At 33.0% G+C, this 15560-nt stretch carries 15 protein-coding genes and 1 pseudogene; 12 read left to right on the top strand and 4 right to left on the bottom strand.

The window, feature by feature from the left end:
- The first annotated feature begins 2 nt into the window (after positions 1 to 2).
- A complete protein-coding gene (locus tag H3T43_RS03095) occupies positions 3 to 968 on the top strand; it encodes an AEC family transporter (protein WP_198212526.1) in 966 nt (321 codons plus the stop codon).
- Between the two features lie 102 nt (positions 969 to 1070).
- On the opposite strand, the gene H3T43_RS03090 is transcribed toward H3T43_RS03095, so the two are convergent.
- Entirely contained in the window at positions 1071 to 1508 is a 438-nt protein-coding gene (locus tag H3T43_RS03090; RefSeq protein WP_198212525.1) for a GNAT family N-acetyltransferase, read from the bottom strand.
- Between the two features lie 363 nt (positions 1509 to 1871).
- On the opposite strand from H3T43_RS03090, the gene H3T43_RS03085 reads away from it, so the two are divergent.
- From H3T43_RS03085 to H3T43_RS03065, 5 genes are all read left to right on the top strand, one after another.
- A complete protein-coding gene (locus H3T43_RS03085; RefSeq protein WP_198212524.1) occupies positions 1872 to 2474 on the top strand; it encodes a rhodopsin in 603 nt (200 codons plus the stop codon).
- 162 nt (positions 2475 to 2636) lie between these two features.
- The gene (locus tag H3T43_RS03080) at positions 2637 to 3341 is read left to right on the top strand and encodes a hypothetical protein (RefSeq protein WP_198212523.1); all 705 of its coding nucleotides are present in this window, start codon (positions 2637 to 2639) and stop codon (positions 3339 to 3341) included.
- 10 nt (positions 3342 to 3351) lie between these two features.
- The gene (locus H3T43_RS03075; RefSeq protein WP_198212522.1) at positions 3352 to 3987 is read left to right on the top strand and encodes an ATP-binding cassette domain-containing protein; all 636 of its coding nucleotides are present in this window, start codon (positions 3352 to 3354) and stop codon (positions 3985 to 3987) included.
- Positions 3977 to 4501: a hypothetical protein gene (locus H3T43_RS03070; RefSeq protein WP_198212521.1), complete on the top strand. Its 525-nt coding sequence runs from the start codon at positions 3977 to 3979 to the stop codon at positions 4499 to 4501. Before H3T43_RS03075 ends, H3T43_RS03070 begins: the two co-directional genes overlap by 11 nt.
- Positions 4502 to 4511: 10 nt before the next feature.
- Positions 4512 to 5300: a hypothetical protein gene (locus H3T43_RS03065; protein WP_198212520.1), complete on the top strand. Its 789-nt coding sequence runs from the start codon at positions 4512 to 4514 to the stop codon at positions 5298 to 5300.
- Positions 5301 to 5348: 48 nt separating this feature from the next.
- Here the strand turns inward: H3T43_RS03065 and lepB are convergent, their stop codons facing one another.
- Complete coding sequence (gene lepB, locus H3T43_RS03060) at positions 5349 to 6005, bottom strand: signal peptidase I (RefSeq protein ID WP_198212518.1); 657 nt, start codon at positions 6003 to 6005, stop codon at positions 5349 to 5351.
- Between the two features lie 608 nt (positions 6006 to 6613).
- Here lepB and H3T43_RS09575 point away from each other — a divergent pair.
- From H3T43_RS09575 to H3T43_RS03045, 3 genes and pseudogenes are all read left to right on the top strand, one after another.
- Positions 6614 to 6703, top strand: a complete 90-nt coding sequence (locus H3T43_RS09575; RefSeq protein ID WP_081945396.1) for a putative holin-like toxin — start codon at positions 6614 to 6616, stop codon at positions 6701 to 6703.
- Between the two features lie 519 nt (positions 6704 to 7222).
- Positions 7223 to 8806: an ABC transporter ATP-binding protein gene (locus H3T43_RS03050; protein ID WP_198212516.1), complete on the top strand. Its 1584-nt coding sequence runs from the start codon at positions 7223 to 7225 to the stop codon at positions 8804 to 8806.
- Between the two features lie 158 nt (positions 8807 to 8964).
- A pseudogene (locus H3T43_RS03045) lies at positions 8965 to 9106 on the top strand (IS3 family transposase); the annotation flags it as partial.
- A 57-nt stretch (positions 9107 to 9163) separates the two neighbouring features.
- Here the strand turns inward: H3T43_RS03045 and H3T43_RS03040 are convergent.
- Both H3T43_RS03040 and H3T43_RS03035 read right to left on the bottom strand, forming a co-directional pair.
- Complete coding sequence (locus tag H3T43_RS03040) at positions 9164 to 10624, bottom strand: SLAP domain-containing protein (protein WP_198212514.1); 1461 nt, start codon at positions 10622 to 10624, stop codon at positions 9164 to 9166.
- Between the two features lie 376 nt (positions 10625 to 11000).
- Positions 11001 to 12353: an FAD-dependent oxidoreductase gene (locus H3T43_RS03035; protein WP_198212512.1), complete on the bottom strand. Its 1353-nt coding sequence runs from the start codon at positions 12351 to 12353 to the stop codon at positions 11001 to 11003.
- A 734-nt stretch (positions 12354 to 13087) separates the two neighbouring features.
- Between H3T43_RS03035 and H3T43_RS03030 the strand changes: the two genes are divergently transcribed.
- The 3 genes from H3T43_RS03030 to H3T43_RS03020 are packed head-to-tail and all read left to right on the top strand — an operon-like array spanning position 13088 to position 15237.
- A complete protein-coding gene (locus tag H3T43_RS03030) occupies positions 13088 to 13792 on the top strand; it encodes a lantibiotic protection ABC transporter ATP-binding subunit (RefSeq protein WP_198212510.1) in 705 nt (234 codons plus the stop codon).
- A complete protein-coding gene (locus H3T43_RS03025) occupies positions 13785 to 14513 on the top strand; it encodes a hypothetical protein (RefSeq protein WP_198212508.1) in 729 nt (242 codons plus the stop codon). The genes H3T43_RS03030 and H3T43_RS03025 overlap by 8 nt, the downstream gene beginning before the upstream one ends.
- The gene (locus H3T43_RS03020; RefSeq protein WP_198212506.1) at positions 14506 to 15237 is read left to right on the top strand and encodes a lantibiotic ABC transporter permease; all 732 of its coding nucleotides are present in this window, start codon (positions 14506 to 14508) and stop codon (positions 15235 to 15237) included. The genes H3T43_RS03025 and H3T43_RS03020 overlap by 8 nt, the downstream gene beginning before the upstream one ends.
- Positions 15238 to 15560 lie beyond the last annotated feature (323 nt).

Below are 15560 nucleotides of genomic sequence, written 5' to 3'. Positions count from 1 at the left end.
AAATGCAAGCCTTTATTACTTCATTAACTAGCGTTGTTGAACTGTTACTTGTAATTGCTTTAGGGTATTGGCTGCGAACCAGTGGCAAACTAGGCGATCAGTTTAAGGGCAATATTTCTTATTTAATTATGAATATTGCTTTACCAGCTTCAATTTTTGTTTCCGTCTTAAAATATTTAAACAGGCAAAAATTATTTGGCTTAACAGGTGGTCTGATCTATGCCATTATCTGTTTTGCTTTAAGTTATTTGTTCGCATGGATATTATGTAAGCTTCTGCGGATCCGCAAAGGCCGCCGAGGTACTTTTATTAACGCCATTACGAATGCCAATACCATTTTTATTGGATTGCCATTGAATATTGCCTTATTTGGACAAAAAAGTATGCCGTACTTTTTAATTTATTATGTGTTAAATACGGTTTCTACCTGGGCAATTGGTGTCTTCTTCATTTCTAGCGATGACCCAACTGAACAAAAAGGAAAACAGCAAAAATTCAACTGGAAAAAATTGTTGCCAGCACCATTAGTTGGTTTTCTAATTGCCTTAATTTGTTTATTAGTTGAAGTACCAATTCCTAGTTGGATTACGGCTGTGTTAAGTATGGTTGGCGGCATCGTCACGCCGATGTCACTGATCTATATTGGTATTATATTGGCAGATGCTGGTTTGAAGTCAATCCACCTTGACCGTGATACTATTTGGGCATTGCTTGGCCGCTTTATCTTAGTACCGGCTTTAATGATGATTTTAATTGTTGTTGGTGCAAATTGGCTGCCATCCTTGACAGGTCTAGCTAAACAAACCTTAGTTGTGCAATCAGCTACTCCTGCTTTGGCAGTTTTGCCAATATTAGTGGGTGAATCGCACGGGGATGTGCAATACGCTACCAACGTTGTGACCACCTCAACAGTTTTATTCGTAATAGTTGTACCAGTGGTTTTGGAACTCACGCAAATGCTAATATAATTAATAAAAATTCATGTTATAAAAACCCGTCTTTGATCATGTAGATAAGGCGGGTTTTTGTTTGGAAAATATTTTAAATTAAAGTGCTATATTATTAAGTTGTTAATCCAACTTTTTACCAAATCTTTTTTGCATTTTATTGCTGGTATAGCCCAGTTTTTCGTAAAATTTATGAGCACCTAAACGTGATTCTCCTGAATTTAACCTAATTTCTTTCATGCCTAAATTTTTAGCCTGTTTTTCCAAAGTATGCATAAGTTGACTGCCAATGCCTTTCTTTTGCACAGAAGAATCTACTGCTAAAGCTAAAACGTTGAACATGGGGTCAAAATAGGTTTCTTTAAAAACTTCTGCATGCAAATAGCCTTCAACTTTTTTGGTATTATCATCTTCAAAAACCCAGAGATAATGATGCGCAGGATCATTTAGCAGCCTTTTAATGTTGGCAGCCGTTTTTTCTACAGGATAATCATAACCTAGTTCAATTTGATTGATTTTTTGAATAGTTGGACTGTCAGCAACTTCACATTTTCTAATCATGAAAATTCCTTTCTTATATTTATTGTATTACGAATTAAAGTTATTTTAGCGCTCTCAATAATAGATAGGAAGCTCTTTTGTATGTCTAGATATAATAAAAATACTATTAAAGTTGTACTGCCAAATTTAATAGTATTTTTTTAATTCTATACAAGTGGCAATATTGGCGTAAGCTATTTCATTTTTGACTAGTGCGAGTGTAAACAAATAAGGAGAGAACAATTGCATTCTAAAGCGGTAGGCTCAAAAGCATCTCTTGTAAATTTATTTTGGGACCAATTTTTATTTTTGTGGCAACTAATAAAATCGCGCTTTCTTTTTTGGTTAGGCTTAATAAACTTTGTAATACTGATGTTGAAATTAATGCCGAATTCTGCTATAGTTCCTATTTTTTTCATGAGTGTTGATTTTAACGCAGTTAAATCACGCCAAGTTATTTTGCCTGTTTTTTGGTTTGTTTATTTTGTAGTGCCGCTATTGATAGTCTTAAGCGGTATTAAACAATTGTGGCAAGTAAGAGGAATGCAATTGCGAGGTCTGAGATACTCACCATTAAGTTTCGCTGTGGTTAACATTGGGTTAATGGGATTGATCACCCTCATTTATGTGGCACTAACAGAAGGAATTATGGCTTTAGTGACTGATTTTTCCTGGCTAAAAAATTTTAAGCTATTACAATTTCACGGATTACCAGCTTTATTAGTACTGGTCATTAATAATTTTTTAGGAATATTTCTGTTGTTGATAATTCAGGCCACTATCGGTCGCTTCAATGCTCCATTGGGTATAATTATTCCAATTAGTTGGCTTATAATGACTGTTTATACCACTTGGAAATATAATCCGCTCAATAGTTTAATGCTTCTGCGTGTCAATAAGAACAATATTCTGCTGTTATTAGCTACAACGCTATTAATGCTAATTGTCTATTTAATTACTGACCGTTACAGTGAACCGGATTATTAAAAGTCTAATTCTACTATTTTTAATAATTCTAAAATGGTACTATGAATGTATAGAATTAAACGATAATTAAAAAATAAGAAACACAAACTGGATATTTATAATAGTCAAATTAATTTATCTTTATTGGCTACGGCTGTCCTCACTCTTAAAAAGAAGGTCTTTATGAAACGTTTGTTTTGGAATCAATTACTATATTTATGGCAAATAATCCGATTCCGTTTTATTTGCTGGCTAAGTTTGATCTGCTTTTCAATTATTTTTCTCAGTGCGCAGCTAATTAATAGTTCACATACTTCTATATTTAATCTCTTCTTTGCCGATACCAGTCAAGGTGCATCTTTTAATTTTATTTTGTGGCTGGTTTATTTCTTGATACCGCTGCTCATTGTATTAAATAGCTTTAAACTGCTTTGGCAAACTACCATTATGCACCTAAGAGGATTACAAATTCCACCGAAAAATTTTACTGTTGTCACTATGTTGTTAATGGGAGTAATAGCTTTTGCCTATGTGTTTGTTACACTTTTAGTTATGTTGCTTGTTACGGCTTTATTTAAATTGCCCTCTTTGTCTTTTTTTGATTTAACTGACTGGCAGGCGGTCCCACTACTTTTCATCAACAATTTTTTGGGAATATATCTGACGCTTCTTTTGCAAGGTACAATTGGAAAGTTTAATTCGGCATTGGGTCTGATTATTCCAGCTTCACTTTTGATAATGACATCTCTTTTAAAATGGCAATTAAATCCTTTAAATAACTTGATAATTATGAGATTTAATTTCCCTGGCTTTTTATTATTATTGCTGGCAACTTTGATTATGGTGATTGTTTATGGGATTATTGACCATTTCTTTAGTGTAGAGTAAGGAGCAAACAATGAGTTTTATTGAATTAAATGAAGTAGGAAAATTAGTGAAAAGACGGCCACTATTGCATGATGTTAGTGCAGATATTCCAGAGGGCAGTATCACTGTTTTAGAAGGAATAAATGGTTCTGGTAAAACGCTAATCTTAAAGGCAATTTTAGGCTTAATAAATACCAGTGGGGAAGTCATAGTTAATGGTAAGAAGATGAAGGTCCAAGATCCTTATCCTATTAAAGCGGGAATTTTAATTGAAAATCCCAGTTTAATAGAAGAATTTACTGCTTATAAAAACTTAGAACTACTAGCGAAATTAGATCCAGATATTCAAGAAAAGCAGATTAATGATTTATTGACGTACTTTGATTTAACCAGGTTCCCTAAACAAAAAGTTAAGAAATTTTCACTGGGGATGAAGCAGAAATTAGGAATTGCACAGGCTTTTCTTGGAGCCTATCCGTTAATTGTTCTGGATGAGCCTACCAATGCGCTGGATCATGAAAGTATTGGTAAATTAATCAGATTGATTGATGGGTATAACCATAAAGGCTCAACCTTTGTTATTGCTTCGCATGATCATGAATTTGTAAACAAAGTCGCCACGCAAAAGCTATATGTACAAGAAGGAACAATAAATTATGAAAAATAAAAAATTATTATGGAGCTTCTTCATTGTGATAATAATTGTAGTTGGTTGCGTGGGCTTTTATCGCTACCGCCAGGTAAACGCCCATCCTCAGCAGTATGGTGTGACTAAAGAACAGCTTTTTCACAAAAATGAATTGGTAAAAGCCTATCATGTTAACTTTATTGTTCATGAAGCTGCAGTTAAGAAAAGTAAGGATTTTGTACAAGCCAAAGTCAAATTTAATATACGTCAAACTGGCCAGCCATTCTATGGCGAGAAAAAAAACAATCCTAATTTTATAGAAAATATGTATCTAAATAATCCTTATGGTATAAGCAATCCCTCAATAAAATTGTATGACAAAAGTCACCACAGAATTAATCCTGATAAAGCATTAGCGCACGGCAAGCAGCCTTTTACAATATTTTTTACCATTCCGCGTTATTCATATGACATGCGCAATCAAAAATTACGTTTCAGTTTCTTGGTACCAACTAAGAAGCACTATATCAAATATTCGCTTCTGCTAGAATAGGGAGAATAAAATGAAATTTTTGTGGTCACGTTTGAATAAATTATGGTTATTTTTAGCATTGGCAATAGGGTTAAGTATTAGCGTTGTACAATGTGCTGTTTCTGTGTCTAAATATATTTTTGCGACAAACTCACCTTATACTATGTGGATGTCAATAGATGGATTTACTTTTGTACCTACTATATTTTTTATCTTGTTACCTTTAATAGCAAGTTTACCTGCCAGTACATTATTAAAAGAAGATTTTACCAACGGCTATTTTTATAAATTAAAGATGGAGAAGTCCATTAAACAAATCTTGTTAGGATACCTAGAAATCGCATTTATGACAGGTTTTATTGTGATCGCTGTTCCTTTACTGTTTAACTTTTTCTCTTGGTTTATGATATTACCTAATGTTAAGCCCGATAACTTACTTAATATTAATATTGGTGCTATGAATTTTACTATGCTGTTTGTCTCCCTTTATTATTCCCATCCGTTTGTCCACGCTATTTTGTCAATTATATTTTCTTCTCTTTGGGGAGGATTGTTCGCTGTATTCGCAATGGTTACTTCTTTGTGGATTAAAAATAAGTTTGCTGCTATGTGCACAGGTTTAGTTTTGCAAATAGTTTTATTATTAATGAACGCAACTATCCATTTGCCATATCTCATAAGTTATTCACCGGCTGATTTCTTACGTGAACTCCCTGGAATTATGACTAACATCTATGTGGTGGTGTTTATGACTGCAATATTATTACTTTATTGTATGATTATGTTTCATTTGGATGAAAAGCGATTAGCAGAGTTATAAAAGGTGAAAGTAAAAAGGATTAAGTCCTAAATTTGGACTTAATCCTTTTTAATATACTTTGATTCTGTTAAGTGGCCAATAGCGATATTTAACAACACCTTCAATTTTACTTCTAGGGATTGCTCCTATATAACGACTATCTTTTGAAACGCTCCTATGATCTCCCATTACAAAATACGAGCCTTTGGGAACTTTGTTAGTTTTTTTCATTTCTTTTAATTGAGAAGGGGAATAAATACTTTTATATTCTTTTGTTCTTGCTAAAGAACGAATTGAAAAGTCAGCAGTGTAAGAATATTTTGTACCATAAAAGCCATCTTCATTATCCGTCAGCTTAAATCCTGGTTTTAAATAGTCTTGATTTATTTTTTTGCCATTAACATAAATCTTATTATTTTTTCCAGTAACAGTTTCACCCGGTAATCCTATAATTCTTTTTATATAAAAGGAATTACGTTCATCCGGAGCCTTTAAAATAACAATTTCATTTCGTTTCAATTTGCTATTGCGATTAGCTATAACTCTTTCTTGACTTTCAAAAGTTGGTTGCATCGAGATACCAGACACGGAACATTTGACTATTAAATATTTTGTCAGCAAAAAATTAATTAAAATAAAAACTGCAAATAAGACTATTGTATATTTTAAAAATTCATAAAATTGTTTTGTTTTCTCATTTTTTTCGTTATTCTGATTATTTGCCATAAGTAAATCCTTACAAATAAAATTACACATTAATATAACTAGCCTGTGGTTAATAGATAAATTATAGGCATATAAATAATTAAAAGTCAAAATAATCTAAAAACCAACATAAAATTAAACAAATAACCTATTTAGATGATACAAACTTCTTCTAATTTTGGAGATCACAATCTATATCAGATCATAAAGCTAATTTCTGTTTTTATTGTAAATAGCAAGTGAAAGTTATAAAAAATTTGCAGTCAAAAAAGAACCAGGACAAAACAAAAAGGACTAACTTCGTTAAATATCGGAAGGTAATCCTTAATTGAAATCTATTAAACAGAGTAAAAAGCATTTACAATGATTTCGTTAGTACTAACTCACTATTAACTTTTAATTCATCGGGTGGAAGAAACCAACTATTCTGTTGATTCTTTAAGGTGAGTGAAAGTTATTTACACCAAGCCGTTTAGTTAATTATCTGGCTCTTCTTTTATTCAATATGCAAACAGTATTTGTTATAATTAATTTAGAATTCAAGCAAATTGTTTTGAGGGCGGTTGGCTGTTGATCTGGAAAGAAGATGGTGCCTATGGCACGAAATCTTTTAGAAAGAGAAACAGTTAATGAGCGTTTACCAGGCATTACAAATAATGTTGGCATTCGCCACGTTTATTATTGTGTTGTTGGATTATATCAATAATCACAAGAAATAAAAAAAGACCGTCCCAATCATACTTTAGCAAGTTAGGGATAGTCTTTTTATATTCCTACTCAGCTAACCGCCTTTAGAGCGGCTGCTTGTTTTCAAAGAGGTCTTGTTAGCGCAAGGCCTCTTTTTCTTTACAATTACATTATATCATGACTGAATTAATTTTGCACAATGTGCTGAGTCAGGTATTGCAAAGTTGACATTTATAATCTTCTTTTTAACAGTTACAAAATAGGATTAAGGAAAAAATTAGTGCTAACGGGAAATTGTTCAGTATAAATACTAAAAGAAAATAAAATTATCTTATTGACTTTTAAAGATTAAAACCTTATTATTTTGGTTATCTAATATTTATTTTTTATTAATTTAAAAGCCTGAGTTTTAATAATTAAGCTAAAAATTTCTTCACATGGCTTATTGGACAAGCTTAAGAGCAATATTGAATTTAAAAATGAGTAGACATACTATAAGTGAAGAACTAGACTAACAAAATGCTATTTAAAAAATATTGGACGGGAAAACTATGATTATAAAATACTCACACCCCTGGAAAATAGCCTTATATGTTTTTTTTGCTTTTTTGAAATCGCTTCAGGTTGTTTTTGTTGCCTTCATTTTTCAAAAATTTATTGATTTCGCCCAAAAGCCTCAAGGCAGCTTAATAAAGCTGACTGTCTTTGCTGTTTGTGGTCTGCTAATATTTGGAATAGTCGGCGTTATATATCAGTATTTCTATTATAAAATTATAGAAGAAATTAATCTTAACCTAAAAAGTGCGTCTGCTAATTATTTAGTGAATAACTATGCTGGCCATAACGAAATTGACAGTTCATTTATGACCAATGACCTCAAGCAAATTGAAACTAATAGTATTGAGGCAGAGCTTTCAATTATTTCTGATTTAATTCAATTTTTGGCAGCTGTAATCTCTGCATTTGTTAGTTCTTGGATTATTGCGCTGGTATTTTTAATAGCTTCATTTACTCCTGCCGTTATTCAGTCTGTTTTTGGCCCTAAGATCGAAAAAAATTCTGAAAAGTGGGAAAAATCCAATAGCAACTACACCAACACCGTTATTGAAACTCATTCCGGAGCAGAAATGGCTAACATCTATGATGTTCAATTTTCAATGGTTAACAGGCTGATTAAAGCAGCGAAGCTAATGGAAACGGCTCTTTTCAAAACCAATTGGACTAAAGGTATGTCTAATGAGATGACTATGATAGTAGCATATATTTTCAGTATGTTCCTTCCTTTTGCCATTGGTATTAGTTTCATTGTTAGCGGTCGGCTGACTTTAGGCACGTTTATGATGATCGCACAACTGGCTAATAATTTTATTAATCCTGTAGTTGGTATTTTTGGCTCAGTTAACGATATTAAAACGGCAAAGCCGATTTTGCAAAAAATCAAAAAAATCGACTTGTTGATAAAGCCGCAGGGCAGTAAAACTGCAACTGCTTCAGATACTTTTCAATCATTACAATTGACTGATGCTGGAGTTAGCCAGGGTAAACAGAAAATTTTTGCCAATGTTAATCTAAAAATTGATTCCGGAGAAAAAGTTCTCCTGCAAGCTCCATCAGGTTGGGGGAAATCAACTTTACTGAATGTATTAATTGGTATTCAACAACTTGATTCTGGATCTTATGAAGTTAATCATTCTGAAGTAAATGGTGATTGGGCAAAATTACACGAGTACTTCTCCTTTATTCAGCAAAAGCCTTTTATTCTAGATGATACATTAAAATACAATATTACTTTAGGTCGGCATGTATCTGAAGAAGACTTAAATTATGCTGTTGAACAAGCCGGCTTAACTGATCTCGTAAACGAAAAGGGCTTAGACTATCAGCTTGGAAAGAGTGGCAGTAATTTATCTGGTGGTCAAAATCAACGAGTTGAAATTGCACGAGCATTAGTATCAAAAAGACCAATATTATTAGCTGATGAAGCAACTTCATCTCTTGATCAGAACTTATCTTTGCAAATACATCAAACAATTCTAAGTGAGTTTAAAGGAACTGTTATCGAAGTAGCACACCACATATCAGAAAAAGAGCAAGAAATGTTTGATCAAATAATTGATTTATCAAAGCAATCTTGATCTTTAGCTATCAATAAAGCATAGTAAAGTAAGAGAGAAAAATAAGTAAAAAAGGATATGACTCTCGAAATTGAAGTGTTCCATAATAGTTAGACATTAATCCGACTATAAGGAGCACTTTTTTTCATGAATAAATGTTCCATTGCTTTGAAAAGCTGTATAAGAATCTCACCGAGCTGGGAGATGCAGTAAGAAACTATTGAGTATTACAATCAGAAAAGAATTAAAATCAAGCTAAAAGGACTAACTCCGATCGAATATCGGCAGTTAGTCCTCAGTAAAGCTAATAAAGTGTCCTAATTTTAGGGTTCACATCATTTAATAATTTCTTGCTTCTTTAATTAACTTTGTAAGTTTCTAATATTTTTCTGGCATTGAGTTTCTTGAATTGCTGTAAGCAGCATATTCATCAACTGTTAAGTAGGCTTGTTTTGCTTTCATCTGTAAACGTCTCGTGGCTTCTTTAACTTCTGAAACTGTTGCTTTATCTGAACTATTAATTTCTTTGGCTCTTTTTAGTGCATCATCATAAAAATTAAAGTGGTAAAACTTGTATCCATCAGTATTGTGAACTGCATTTTCCTGATCAATTTCCTTTTGGAGGTCTTTTTTATCTGCTGCAGTTGCTATTTCCGCATCTGCTTTAGCTTCATCAACCGTATTAAGAGGTTTCAAAAATGGACCAGAAATATATTTACTGTCAGCAGCTTTGATGAATGACATATGTTCTTCATTGTTTTCTTCAAAGTTGGTGTGCGTAAAGCCATTTACGTCACCTAAATGATAGTAGAGCTCAGCTTTGTTGTCCTTATTCGACCAAATGTATAACAATTCATCAACCGGAATTTTTTCGCCCTCAATAAAGGTCGTTAGACCGGCTTTATCAACCTGATTTGGTCGTAAGTCTCCATTAACATCAAAAATATCAGTTCCAGAAGTAATTAGAACATAGGTGTCAGCGGTAAAAGTCAGCAGCCTTTGTCTTGGCTCTTTTTGTACGTATGATTTAGGAAACCAGCCAGTTTTTGTCCCACTAATAATGTAACTTGGTGAACTGGTTGGATCATACCTAAATAGCGTTTCACGGTTAACTTTTATTTTTTGTAAAGGCTTAACCGTGATTTGTTCTTTGCCTAAGCCAATCTGAACTCCTTTGGAGTCAATGACTTTTGGACTAATTGTTACAGTTGCTTCTGAGACATAAAGGGGCTTGTTATCAATGTTGCCAATATTGGCCGCATTAACATAGCCACCGGCTCCAATAGTGTAGTAATATTTACCACCGATTTTTTTATAAGGGAGCCATGACTGATTATAGTTGTCATCATTGACTAGGAAATACTGTTTGCTATTCCGGTCAATTTTTTCTATAGAGCCAGAGTATTTCAAAGGGGTTCCTTTGCGCAAATGCGTATTCTTTTTACTGCCACGGAATTTGTATAGCCGTTTACCATTCTTATCGTAAACATAAGAATTGTAATTGAGCTCCAAGTTGCCATCTTGTACCTGCTTGTTAACAACACCGACATTAGCCGCCTTAACGTAGGCACCACCGGTTAAAGGATAGTAGCTTTTACCATTAATCGAAGTCGTTTTGGCATTACCGTTTACGGTGGTGCCCATACGCAATGTCCCTTTACCGTTATAATAGGTGCGCTTGCCCTGAGCCGTATAAACATAAGAATTATGATTCAACGTGAGAGTATCAGTCTTAGCAGCTACTACTTCTGTATTGCTTGGCATTACTGCGGGTAGCATAGGACTAATAGCAAGAATGCTTGCTATGGAACCATAAACGAATTTTTTATTTAATTTCATGTAATCACCTCAAAAATACTGATTAAATACCTTATAGTCATTATAGAACTATATAACTATCTTTGCATAGACTTCCAATGAGATTAATGCTAAGTTATTGAATTGAAAATAAGCTAAAGCTATTTAAATTTAAAGGCAGATAAAAAATTAATTTCCCAAGAATAGTGAAGTTAAGCAAGATAAGCGTTTTATTTAGTTGTAGTGCTTTTTGACTCTCTAGATAATTTAGTCATAAAAATAGTCCCAAAAGTTGTCTAACTTCTGGGACTCATTTTATAGCAGTCTGCATTCCTTACTCTACTAATTGTCTTGGGAAAGATATATTAAGCATCTTAAATGGAGTTGCTTCACAAAGCTTAGTAATATCTAAAATTAATTAAAACTTGTGTAAACCTAGCGCATGTTGTGCTGCTAAGTTTAAAATATTCCATTGCCGATCAAAACTTGGTGAGAAGAAGAAGTCTTGCTCAGCTAAATCTTCTAATGTTAATTTATGACCAATTGCTAAACTTAAAACATTGCCTTGAGCGGTGATATCATGCTTGGACATAACTGCACCTCCAAGAATCTGATGAGTGTCCTTATTATAAGTTAAGGAAATATATCCTAACGGATTATCATTTGCAGGAATAAAGTCTGGACGCAAATGATCGATGTAGATGCTAGTTGCAGCATTAATACCAGCAAATTCAGCAGATTTTTGTGGGAGACCGCTAACTACTGCGTGTACATCACCAAATTCTAGTAATTGTCCGCCAACTAAGCCTGGGAATGGACGGCTTGGTTTTTCTTCAAACAAATGTTGCACTAAGTAATTTGCTTCGTGGCGGGCAGCGACTGCTGATGGAATTGGCATCCTTTTATTAGCTGGGATTGACAGTGGCCAAATAGCATCACCCAAAGCATAAACATCTTTTTGATTAGTCCTTAAATATTCGTCTGTTTCAATATAACCCCGTTGGTTTAAATTAATAGTATCTTTAAGCCAGTCTGTATTAGCAACAATGCCTGCAGCAACAATGCCTAAATCAGCTTTAATGTCACCATGATTAGTTTGGACTAGGTGATCATTGGTAAAACCAGTAACTTTTGTATCAAGCTTTAAATCGACACCCTTGTCTCGCATTTCTTGTTCAAAAACATCGGTAAAGTCTTTTGAAAAATAATTAGCCAAAATATGGTTGCTGGCATCAACCAAGGTCATGTTTTTACCAGCTAAAACACCAGCTTCAACGGCAGCGATTCCGTTACCAGCACCCACCACAACGATATTTTTAATTTCATCATTATGAAGAGCTTCATTGATCTTTTTAGCCCAACTGTAGCCCCGCATTAAATAAACGTAGTCTAAATCTGCCCCTGGAATTGGCAATTGGAGTGGATCAACTCCTGGAGACAAGATTAATTTGTCATAGTTAACTTCTTCAGTCTGACCAGTTTGGGTATTTTTAATTGTAACTTGCTTATTTGCCGGATTTAACGCAACCGCTTGCGAATTATTGACAATCTTACCGCCTAATTTTTCCAGATCAGCAGGTGAAAAATTTCGTACATTGTCTTGTCCGGTAGTTTTTTCTTCTAAAAAGAGCTTCATTCCGCAAGACATAAATGAAACAAAATCACTTGCTTCATAAATAGTGACATCAAGATCTTTATATCTGTCTAATAATTCGATGGCTGCCTCATGACCTGGATGAGAAGCACCAATGATGACTACTTTTTGATTCATTGAAAAAATCCCCTTTTTATCAGTATCTGAAAGCGTTTGTAGCACTTTCATTGTATCTTATGGTAACACAAGAAATGTGTCAGTTATACAAAGATGCATCGGTATAGCTAATTTGTATATATATATTAAAATTTATAAAGTAATAAAAATTAATACCATCATATAAATTGACTTTACAAATTTCACTAAATATAAAATTTGCTGATAATTTATGAGTAAGATACAGCCAAGTAAATCATTTAAAAAGAACCTAAGAAGTATAAGTAGTACTCAAATAATAGTACAAATAGAATATCATTTGAGAAAGGAAAGGTTCATTTAAGTATGTGAGATCAAAATGAAATTGCAACTTTTGCTATTGCTTTAAAATTCGAAAGAAAAGGCAAAAACAGTTCTTTGTAAAATTTTGTTTATAAAGAGTAAATGAAAAGAATCAAGTATATAATATAATGATTATTTATTTTCTTTGTTTTCTTCCAATCTGATCCTTATCAGAAAATTTTTGAAATTGGTGCGGCCAAAAGATGTGTACCCAATTTGTTTGTTTAGAGCAAACTCCTTTTTGATATCTACTATTACAAAATACATTGATCTGCTTTTTTATATATAATATAATCATCTTTATTATGTTATACGAGTTGATTTTAATATTGTTAAATTGCTTGTATATAGTTTGGCATTAAAAACTATTTGAGTATATTTTAACAACAAAAATTATTATAAAAGAGGAAAACATGTCTGATTTAATAGTAACAAATAAACTAACAAAAAAGTTTAAAGATCAAGTTGTACTCAATCAAATAAGCTTACATGTCCCAGAAAATCAGGTTTATTGTCTGCTAGGACCTAATGGCGCAGGTAAGACTACCTTAATGAAGATTTTAACAGGAATCATACCTGCTACTAGCGGTACTATTACGTTTGATGGACACGATTGGTCTAGAGAGGATTTATCTGCTATTGGTTCCCTGATTGAAAATGCACCTCTTTATGGAAATTTAACGGCTGCTGAAAATCTCCAGGTAGTTTGTCGTTTAAGAGGGGTCGAAGAAACCGAAATACAATCAATTCTGGAAAAAGTAGGCATTAGCGATACGGGGAAAAAGTTAACTAAAAATTTTTCTTTGGGAATGAAAGAGAGGCTTGGAATTGGATTAGCTCTAGTTGGTCAACCCAAGTTGTTAATTTTGGATGAGCCGACAAATGGACTTGATCCACTGGGCATTCAGCAATTGCGGAATTTGATTTCTAGTTTTAAGAAAGAAGGCATTACTATTATCATTTCTAGTCATATGCTTTCTGAAGTCGAGCGTTTAGCTGATAAAATTGGTATTATCGGTAAAGGCCAGCTTTTGCTTGAAAAAACTATAGATCATACAGAAAATCTGGAACAATTATTTAATGATACTTTAATGAATGCTGGTGTAACGAATGCTTAACTCATTGTCTATTGAAGTGATAAAAACTAAAAGAACACTTGTCAAGCAGTTATTGTGGCTGTATCCTCTTTTAATAATAATTGTAGTGACAGTGCTTTTTGCTACTACTGGTTATGCTATTCAAAGTGTCATTAATCAGTGGGGTACCATTTGGTTTCCCTTATTTCTTGCTTTGGTTGTTGGGCTAATTGACCGACACGAGAAGAATAGCACGAATTATAAGTTGATTTTGAGCTCACCTTACAATTTATTTGATTATGAATTGGGTAGAATTCTACACGTGGTACTTTTAACATTAGTTTCTTCTTTATTCTTAGTTCTTTTTGTAAGTTTGCTTTATTTTATTTCTGAAATTAGTGTCTCGTTAATTTCATGTTTTTTGGCAATCTTAGGTATTTGGTTAGTTAATCTTTGGCAAATTCCATTATATATTTGGCTTAGTCGCCTTACTAATATATATGTAACTATTGTATTGGACTTTGCCGGAATTTTTAGCGGCATAGAAGTAAATAGTTATTTCCTTGGCAAAATTTGGCCATTTACCTGGTCTGAACTTTTCCCAGTACCACTAATAAAAATGAATATTAACGGATTACCTCTAAGTCATAATGTGGCAGGTTCAAATAATTATTGGATTATAGCAGCAGCTATTCTGCTTTTCATTTTGCTCAGTTATCTCGCTGCCAGATCATTTAAGAAGCAGGTAATTAAAAATGCTTAAAAATATTTTTCGGTCAGAAAACGTTAAACTTAAGCGGAGTTTTTTATTATATTTACATTTGTTAACTTTAATTGCTTATCCATTATTAATGGGATTTTATTATGGTACAAGAAAAAACATTGTAAACTCATCCGTTATGATAATAACTTTTTACGAATTGCTGGCGCTTATTTCTCCGCTAGTTATTAGCATTTTTATCGGTCTAGTTTTTGATCGCGAAGAAAAAGCTGGTCATTGTAAAAATTGGTTGGCAAATCCTGGCAAAAAAGGCTTAACTATTGGGCTGCAGCTATTTTATTATTGGTTATTATATTTCTTTGAAATTATCGGAATGAGTTTAATTTATTTTTTTACTTTAAGATTTGCTTTTCAGATAAATAATATATCCTTTATTAAAATTTTACTAACCAGTTTTATTTTTGCACTTTTCGGTCTTATTCAATACGAACTAGCGCAATGGATAGTATTAAAGTTTAATGTTGGTGGTGCCATGATTCTGGGCTTTTTTGGTGTTGTAATCTCAGGTTTAAGCATTACTAGTCTTTTTGATTTTATCTGGCCCGTGATTCCTTGGGCATGGCAAATAAGATTAATAACTTTTTGGGAAGCTACAATTAGCAGTCAAGTACAAACTCTGACGGCTTGGGAAATGATTATTCCGTTAATTTTAACTATGGTTATAACTTTGTTAATTATAAAAGTGTTCGACAACTGGCAAAATTAAAACTGTCAATTAAATAAATACGAGTTTCTTGTCAAACATCTTGTTGATAAAGAGTAAATGAAAAGAACCAAGCAGCGAACAAACTGTTTGGTTTTTTCATTGTTTTATCCCAATCTGATCCAGCTACGGATGCAGATACTTATGTGTTTGCGGGATGCTCAAATGATTTAAAGCCATCAAGTATCTCTTTTTATTAGAAAAGCTGTAGATTAATTATCATCCTGTTGTATTAAGATATTTGCCTAATTAAGCCCACCATTTTTTACCTTCATTAATTACTGAGAAAGGTTCAGAATGAATTATAGCCAGTATGTTTGCGCTAT

It is taken from the genome of Lactobacillus sp. M0396, assembly GCF_016101625.1.
GTDB lineage: Bacteria > Bacillota > Bacilli > Lactobacillales > Lactobacillaceae > Lactobacillus > Lactobacillus huangpiensis.
Note: the sequence above shows the minus strand (reverse complement) of the source record. Positions and strands in the feature narration are given on the sequence as shown.